General features: G+C 57.5%; 8 protein-coding genes. 3 read left to right on the top strand and 5 right to left on the bottom strand.

Going from position 1 to position 7083, the window contains the following annotated elements; translation table 11 throughout:
* The 3 genes from HSS18214_RS18340 to HSS18214_RS0115120 form a co-directional block, all read right to left on the bottom strand.
* Window positions 1–185, bottom strand: a 185-nt coding sequence (locus tag HSS18214_RS18340; protein WP_040461271.1) for a hypothetical protein, incomplete at its 3' end; no start/stop codon positions are given.
* Between the two features lie 71 nt (window positions 186–256).
* On the bottom strand, window positions 257–772 hold the full coding sequence (locus tag HSS18214_RS0115125) for a retropepsin-like aspartic protease family protein (RefSeq protein ID WP_016916117.1): 516 nt from the start codon (window positions 770–772) through the stop codon (window positions 257–259).
* A 16-nt stretch (window positions 773–788) separates the two neighbouring features.
* Window positions 789–2135 (bottom strand): MFS transporter, encoded by a 1347-nt coding sequence (locus HSS18214_RS0115120; protein WP_026001976.1) that lies wholly within the window; start codon window positions 2133–2135, stop codon window positions 789–791.
* A 191-nt stretch (window positions 2136–2326) separates the two neighbouring features.
* Here HSS18214_RS0115120 and HSS18214_RS0115115 point away from each other — a divergent pair, with 191 nt between their 5' ends.
* Genes HSS18214_RS0115115 through HSS18214_RS0115105 form a run of 3 tightly spaced genes read left to right on the top strand, consistent with a single transcriptional unit; the run spans window position 2327 to window position 5056 of the window.
* Window positions 2327–3067, top strand: a complete 741-nt coding sequence (locus HSS18214_RS0115115) for a substrate-binding periplasmic protein (RefSeq protein WP_016916115.1) — start codon at window positions 2327–2329, stop codon at window positions 3065–3067.
* On the top strand, window positions 3057–3794 hold the full coding sequence (locus HSS18214_RS18335) for a substrate-binding periplasmic protein (protein ID WP_237718635.1): 738 nt from the start codon (window positions 3057–3059) through the stop codon (window positions 3792–3794). Before HSS18214_RS0115115 ends, HSS18214_RS18335 begins: the two co-directional genes overlap by 11 nt.
* Window positions 3791–5056, top strand: a complete 1266-nt coding sequence (locus tag HSS18214_RS0115105; RefSeq protein ID WP_016916113.1) for a GGDEF domain-containing protein — start codon at window positions 3791–3793, stop codon at window positions 5054–5056. Before HSS18214_RS18335 ends, HSS18214_RS0115105 begins: the two co-directional genes overlap by 4 nt.
* Window positions 5057–5088: 32 nt before the next feature.
* On the opposite strand, the gene HSS18214_RS19280 is transcribed toward HSS18214_RS0115105, so the two are convergent.
* Both HSS18214_RS19280 and HSS18214_RS0115095 read right to left on the bottom strand, forming a co-directional pair.
* On the bottom strand, window positions 5089–5235 hold the full coding sequence (locus HSS18214_RS19280) for a hypothetical protein (RefSeq protein WP_016916112.1): 147 nt from the start codon (window positions 5233–5235) through the stop codon (window positions 5089–5091).
* Window positions 5236–5279: 44 nt separating this feature from the next.
* A complete protein-coding gene (locus HSS18214_RS0115095; RefSeq protein WP_016916111.1) occupies window positions 5280–6902 on the bottom strand; it encodes a BCCT family transporter in 1623 nt (540 codons plus the stop codon).
* Between the last annotated feature and the right edge of the window lie 181 nt (window positions 6903–7083).

Raw genomic sequence — 7083 nt, 5'->3', positions numbered from 1 at the left:
CTAGGGGCGCTCTCGCGCCCCTCGCTATCCAGCCTCGCACTAGAAGTACGAGGTTTTTCGCGATGTTCGATAATCCATAGCAATTTGGCAAGGCCGCCCGCCGAACTCTTGGCGACCTTGACGATGGCCCACACGACAATGACGAGCCAAATCAAACCTAACAAACCGCCGACTTCAATACCCATGGTAACTCCTTGTTGGGTTGCATCCGTGAGCATTTAGCTAAGCACATGTTAGGCAAGCGCACAAGGTTGGTTCAAGGTTCTGGCACACGTAGAATCATTTCACCACCGCGAATCTCGATGGCCAAGTGATTCAAAAAGCTCATGCCCAACAGGACGGTATCCCGCTCCATGCCTGGGCTGATGGAGCCTTGCACGTTACTCATGCGGATGCCGCCCAGCGCCACTTCATCCAGCTGAGTCAGGCTGCCTTCGACACGGCCATTGGCAGTATTGAACCAGGCACGTCGACCAGGCTCCAGGCCCAGCTGCGCTGCCAACTCCCCGGGCACGGCCACATAGGTCGCGCCGGTATCCAGCAGGAACGTAACGCTTTCGCCGTTGATCTCACCCGGCGCTTCAAAGTGGCCGGCACGGTTGCGCTTGAGCGTGACAGGGCCATTCTCCGGCGACGTATTCATGATCTGGGCATTGGGGTACAGCATCTGCTCGAGCCCGCCCTGGACCCACCAGGTGCCGACACCGATCAGCAGCACCCAGAACAGCAGCATCATGACGATACCGCCCTGCTGTGACTTGGCTGTCGTCATGACGTACCTCACGAGTTCAGGAGCTTTTCCAAGCCGCCGCGGCATCGCGACCCCGTCGTTCGTTCACGAACATACAAATCAGCATAGCCGTTATGAACAGCACCACACACAGAAGAATGGAGGCCTGAAGGCCTATCAGGGCCTGCAACACCCCCAGCATGACGATGCCCATCACCCCTGCGAGCTTGTTGGCCAGCCCCCAGAAACCAAAAAATTCGGCAGATTTCGGCAACGGGGAAAAGACCCCCACCAGGGCACGGCTGGCGGACTGGCTGGATCCCAGGCTCAAGCCCGCCAGGCAGCCTACCCACAGGAAGAGATGCTGCGCCTGCCACGCCAGCCCGAAACGGCCATTCAACCAGGCAGTGAGTTCCGGCGTAGCCCATATAGCGACGATGGCGGCTACCCATAGCCCCAGTGTCATCTGATAAGTGCGTTTGGCGCCCAGGCGATCCTGCAAAAAGCCAAAACCAATGGCCCCAGTGGCCGCGGTCACCTGGACGATGATGAACATGATGTTGCGTACGCTCTCATCCCAGCCAATGACCTGGGCCCCGTAAATAAAGGCAAAAGCGATGATGATGTAAACGCCGGCCATGGAGAACAGCAGCGACACCAGAAAGATGCTCAAGTCCTTGAAGTAACGCAGCTCCTGAAAGGTCCCCATGATCCGCTGCCGAGCAATCTGAGCATAGGAAACGCCTGTGGGCTGCGGCACTCCTCGCTCTTTCAGCCAGAAGAACGTGGGAATCGCCGCCACCAGGAAGAACCCGGCAGCGAAGGGCCCCACCCAGCGGATTCGCTCGAAATTATCCGCCGTCGCCTCGCCAAGCACCATCAGCGTGAAACCTGCAGCCACCAGTCCACCCACATAGCCCAACGCCCAGCCAAACCCGGAAATCCGTCCCAATGCATCAGGTGGCCCCAGCTCGGGAAGAAAGGCAGCAATGAACGACTCTCCCATGGAGTAGGCATAGTTCGAAAGCACGATCAGCAGCAGCCCCAACACCACGTAGCCTGGCGTCACGAAATAGAGCATGGCAGTGGTCAGCACCGTAGCCAGATAGCTGAAGAACAGAAAGCGTTTTTTCTCGGCACGGTAATCCATGATCGCGCCACACAAGGGAGCACTAACCACTACCATCAGATAACTGATCGCCAGCGCAAGGCTCCACAAAAAGTTGGCCAGGCGAAAGCCGTCATTGCGGTCCCCCACAATGACGGTGGTAAACAGCTCGCCAAATACCACGGTAATAATTAATAACGTATAGGCCTGATTGGCAAAATCGAACATTGCCCAGCCGAAAATTTCCCGGCGGGAAGCATAAGGCGTTTTAACCACTGGCGTAGCACTGGGCAGCATATAAAGGACTCACAGGAAAAGAAGCTCAAGATTAGCAGTACCAAATGCAATACCGCCATGAAAAGCGTTAACAGAATAGAGGTGACAGCGCTATCGAGTTACTCTAACTTTGCTGGATTATATAATGACAGGGATACCTCAGGATGGGACTCGGCAAGTTAATCTTTAAACGAGGGGGAGCAGCACTCTCCGTGTGGCTTGGCAGCTGCCTGGCTTCACTGCCTGCGTTTGCCGATGCGTCGCCTCCCTCGCTTGCTGGACTGACGTTCATTACCGAAGAGTATCCCCCCTATAATTATCTGCAGGCAGGCGAGATCAAGGGCACCGCCGTAGACCTGCTCGAGGCAATGCTGGCGCATACCAGTTCACCTCTCAAGCGTGACAGCATCCGTTACTTCCCCTGGGTAAGAGGCTACGAAATCGCCTTGAACCGCCCCAATACCGTGCTCTTCTCTACCACTCGCACATCCTCCCGAGAGGCACGCTTTCACTGGGTTGGCCCCATTGCCCGGGACCGGGTGGTGCTACTGGCGGCTGAAGGCTCCCCCCTACGCATGGCATCGCTGGACGACGCCATGGAACAGGGTCTCAGTGTGGCCGTCATACGCGAAGATATCGGCGCTCAGTCCCTGCTGGAAGCAGGCTACCCGGAGCAGCTGATACGCCCCGCCATCGACAGCCGCAGTGCGCTGCATATGCTACTGCATCAACGCGTCGACTTATGGGCCTACAGCGAGGATGTCGCCCATTGGATCGCCGAGCAGGAAGGTTATCATGCCGACGTTGTGACGCCCGTGCATACGCTGAGCGAATCTTATCTATACTTTGCCCTGAACAAAGAGACCGATCCGCTGCTGGTGGCACAGCTACAACAGGCACTGGAGCGAGTGAACGCTTACCCGGCAGTCACACAGGCATACCATGATGACTAGACAGCGGCGTCTCACCAACGTCAAAACCGGCCTCCTGGTGCTGGGGCTATGGGGTTGGCTAGCCTCACCGGCGTTTGCTCATCTCCCCCACTTGATCATCAATACGGAAGAGTACCCCCCGTTCAACTATCATAACGATCAAGGCGTCCTGGTCGGCACCGCCACCCAACAGCTACGTAACGCACTAGCGCATGCGGGCATCGAGGCAGAGTTCCGCCTGCTGCCTTGGGCACGCGCCTACACGGAAGCACAGCTGCGCGAGTATCACTGCGTCTATTCCACGACGCGCACCGCCGCCCGCGAATCGCAGTTTCTGTGGGTGGGGCCATTGGCCATCAATGAGTGGTCGGCCTTTAGCCTGGCGTCCCCCACAGCGCCGCTGAAGGCTGATCAGTTGGCCGACCTGCAAGACAAGCGCGTGGGTAGTTTCAGGGAAGACGCCGTCGGCGATTACGTGGAGAGCCAGGGCGTGCCGGTGCTACGTGCCCCTACTGAACGCGAAAACATCGCGCGGCTGGGTGCCGGACTGCTGGACGTGATCGTCACCGGGCGTGCCGCGGCAGAGTATCTGGCCAATGCTCAAAATCTGGCGATACAGCATCTGTTCACTTTTTACTACGCTCCGCTGTACCTGGCGTGCCACCCCAGTGTCGGTATCGACGCCACACGTCTACTGCAACGCCATCTGGACACCCCATTGGGGCCAACACAGGAGCCTGCGCCGTGAGCGTTGACAAGCGATCCTTCATCCATGGCCGCTTGACGCTCAAGCAAGCCCTGCTGACCCTGCTGATTGCCGTGGTGATCAGTTTCATCGCAGGCTGTCTCGAGCTTGTAGGCCATGCCAGCACCATGCGTGAAGAGGTCAAACAGCGCACTTTGCAACAGCTGGCCATCGTCAACGGGGCCGCCGCCGAAGCCGCGTTCCAGCTCAACCCGGACCTGGCTCACCAGATTGCCTATGGGCTCTTCAATGGTAACGACATCGCCCAGGTGGCCGTACGTGACGACTTCGGCCGCGCGCTGGCAGCGTTTGACACACAGGAGCCACCGCCCAACAGTTGGCTAGGCCAACGGCTGTTCGGTGACATTACCCACCACTCGATGCCGCTGAGTTACTACATGGGCAGCAATGCACCGGAAGCCACCGTGGGCGAAATCGTCCTCACGTTGGACGACGGTTATCTCGCCCGCCAGTTTCTGGAACGCGGCTACTCTGTGGTGGGAAGAAGCATGATCGAGGCATTCCTGCTGAGTAGCCTGGTCATCGTCTTCTTTCACTTCTTCATCACTCGACCGCTGCTCAAGGTACACGCGGCGATCACCAACACCGACCCCACGCGCCCAGGGCAGTGGCCCAAGCCCACCCTGACCTGGCACCGCAACGATGAGCTAGGGCACCTGGTAGAGAGTCTCGATCATTTATTGCGTGAATTTCAGTCGGGTCTGGAGCAGCGCGACCATCTACACCAGCTATCACAATACGATGGCCTCACCGGCGTGGCCAACCGCCGCCATTTCGATATGTTTCTGGCCAAGCAGTGGCAACGCTGTGTACGCCAGCATCAGCCCTTATCGGTGATTTTTATCGATATCGACAACTTCAAGGAGTTCAACGATCACTATGGCCACGCCATGGGTGACGACACGCTGCGTGCTGTCGCTGAGGCGCTCAATGGCTGCATCACACCGCACCGCGACCTGCTGGCACGTTACGGCGGGGAAGAGTTTGTGTGTGTGCTTCCCGGCGTGGATGCCGATGAAGCCATGCAAACCGCCCACTGCCTACGTCAGGCCATTCTTGCCTTGGCAATTCCCCATGCTTATTCCACCACGCATTCGCACTTGACCGCCAGCATGGGCATTGCAACGACCACCCCTGACCATCCCTTGGGTCATGACGAATTGCTCAGCAGGGCCGACCAGCAGCTCTACCATGCCAAGCGCCGTGGCCGAAATCGCATCGAAACGCAAAAACGCCCGGCTTAGCCGGGCGTTGCTCGAAGGCACTCAGCAGCTCGTTACAGCAGCCAGTGCGCCAGGACGGCGGAGAGTCCCACCACCATAGCGGTCACTACGGCGACGGTTACGATACGATCCAGCCAACGGTCGAAGGCAACGCCTTTGGGCTGCCTTCGCGTGGCTCCGTGACGTCCCTGTCGGGCCATTAGCACGCCTGTTCCATCGGTGCGTCCTCTATCGACACTGTTGATTAGCTATTGATACGCCGATTCACTACGCTGGGCGCACGACGCAGTCGCTCTTCTTCACCCAGCTGCTCGGCCTCGAAAGCATCGGCTCCCACCGGGGTTTCACCATGACGCCGATACAGCTGGGTCAGCATGGCTTTACGATCGGCACGCAGCTCCCGTACCAGGACGACAATCATCATATACAAAATGAACGTAAACGGTAGCGCCGCAAGCACGGCTGCAGACTGCAGCCCCGAAAGCCCGCCTGCCACGATCAGCGTCAGGCAAATCGCGGCAATCAAGACGCCCCAGATAATGCGCTTGTAAAGGGGCGGGTTGATCGAGCCATTGTCAGTCATTTGCGCCACGATGTACGACGCCGAATCCGCCGAAGTCACCAGAAAAATGAAGATCAACATCATGGCAATGACCGAGAGCAGGCCAGAAAACGGCATCAGGGCAAACATCTCGAACAACGCCACCGTGATATTCGCTTCCGTGGCCGCCGCCAGCCCCACATCACCGTTGAGCTCCAGGTTCAAAGCGGCACCGCCAAACACCCCGATCCACAGACAGGCCAACAGCGGCGGCACGAAAAGCACCCCAAACACGTACTCCTTGATCGTACGCCCACGTGAAACACGAGCCACGAAGGTGCCGACGAAGGGAGACCAGGCAATCACCCAGGCCCAGTAAAAGATCGTCCAGTTGCTGGCCCACTCGTTATCACTATAGGGGGAAATACGCAGGCTCATGCCAATGAAGTTCTGCAGATAATCACCGATCCCCAAGGTGATGGTTTCCAGGATGGCCACCGTCGGCCCCGTGACCAGTACATAGACCATCAAGCCGATGCACAGCACCATGTTGAGGTTGGATAACCGCTTGATGCCTTTATCCAGCCCTGACCAGGTGGAGGCCATGTAGGCACAAAACATCACCAGCAGGATCACGAACTGCCACCAGCCGTTTTCAGGCAAGCCAAAAACGGCGTTCAAGCCGCCGTTCATCTGCAGTACGCCCAACCCTAGTGAGGTAGCGACCCCCATGACGGTAGCCACGACCGCAAACACATCCAGCCAGGACGCGTAGGGGCGCACTCGAGGATGTTTTGCGGTGACCGAAGAGAGAACCGACGACACCAGCCCCGCCTGGCCCTTGCGAAACTGAAAATAGGCAATGATCAGGCCCACGACCGAAAACGCCGCCCACTGGTGGATACCCCAGTTGAAATAGCTGTACTGAATGGCATAACGGGCGGCAGCTTCGCTTTCGGCGGGCACATCGCCGTAGGGAGGGTTGATATAGTGCGACATGGGTTCGGCCATACCGTAAAACACCAGGCCTACCCCAAAACCAGCCGCCAGCAACATACTGATCCATGAAAAGAAGCTGTAGCTGGGCGTACTATCCTGTGGCCCAAGGCGCACTTTGCCGTATTTACTCAGTGCAAGACCAATCAAGAACACGACAAAGCCAAAGACCGAAAACAGATAAAACCAGCCAAACAGTTCCGTGACGGTTGCCAGTGCCGTTTCCGCCGCACTGCCAAAGGCCTCTGGAAACGCTGCGCCAATAATGACCAAGCCGAAAATAATGATCGCCGAAGCGATAAATACCGACTTGCCTCCATGATTCGTCATATCACCACCCTGGTTAATGAACTTGGTTGGCACTCTCCTGGTGCGTTCTCATAAATCCTAACACTCAACGGGGGAAGCCGCATGTCAGGTGTTTAACGCTGCATAATTAGCCTTTACTGATTTTCAAATCGGATAAACGGCGAGCACAAGAGTGAACTTGCCCATCGGGGTATGTTCCAAT

Origin of the sequence: Vreelandella stevensii S18214 (genome assembly GCF_000275725.1) — a bacterium.
Taxonomy (GTDB): domain Bacteria; phylum Pseudomonadota; class Gammaproteobacteria; order Pseudomonadales; family Halomonadaceae; genus Vreelandella; species Vreelandella stevensii.
The sequence above is the reverse complement of the archived record's forward strand: the minus strand, read 5'-3'. Positions and strand labels throughout refer to the sequence as shown.

What these genes read in the sequence shown, in the direction of transcription:
- HSS18214_RS0115125 (WP_016916117.1), bottom strand. Translation starts at nt 772, where the DNA reads ATGACGACAGCCAAGTCACAGCAGGGCGGTATCGTCATGATGCTGCTG.
- HSS18214_RS0115120 (WP_026001976.1), bottom strand. Translation starts at nt 2,135, where the DNA reads ATGCTGCCCAGTGCTACGCCAGTGGTTAAAACGCCTTATGCTTCCCGC.
- HSS18214_RS18335 (WP_237718635.1), top strand. Translation starts at nt 3,057, where the DNA reads ATGATGACTAGACAGCGGCGTCTCACCAACGTCAAAACCGGCCTCCTG.
- HSS18214_RS19280 (WP_016916112.1), bottom strand. Translation starts at nt 5,235, where the DNA reads ATGGCCCGACAGGGACGTCACGGAGCCACGCGAAGGCAGCCCAAAGGC.
- HSS18214_RS0115095 (WP_016916111.1), bottom strand. Translation starts at nt 6,902, where the DNA reads ATGACGAATCATGGAGGCAAGTCGGTATTTATCGCTTCGGCGATCATT.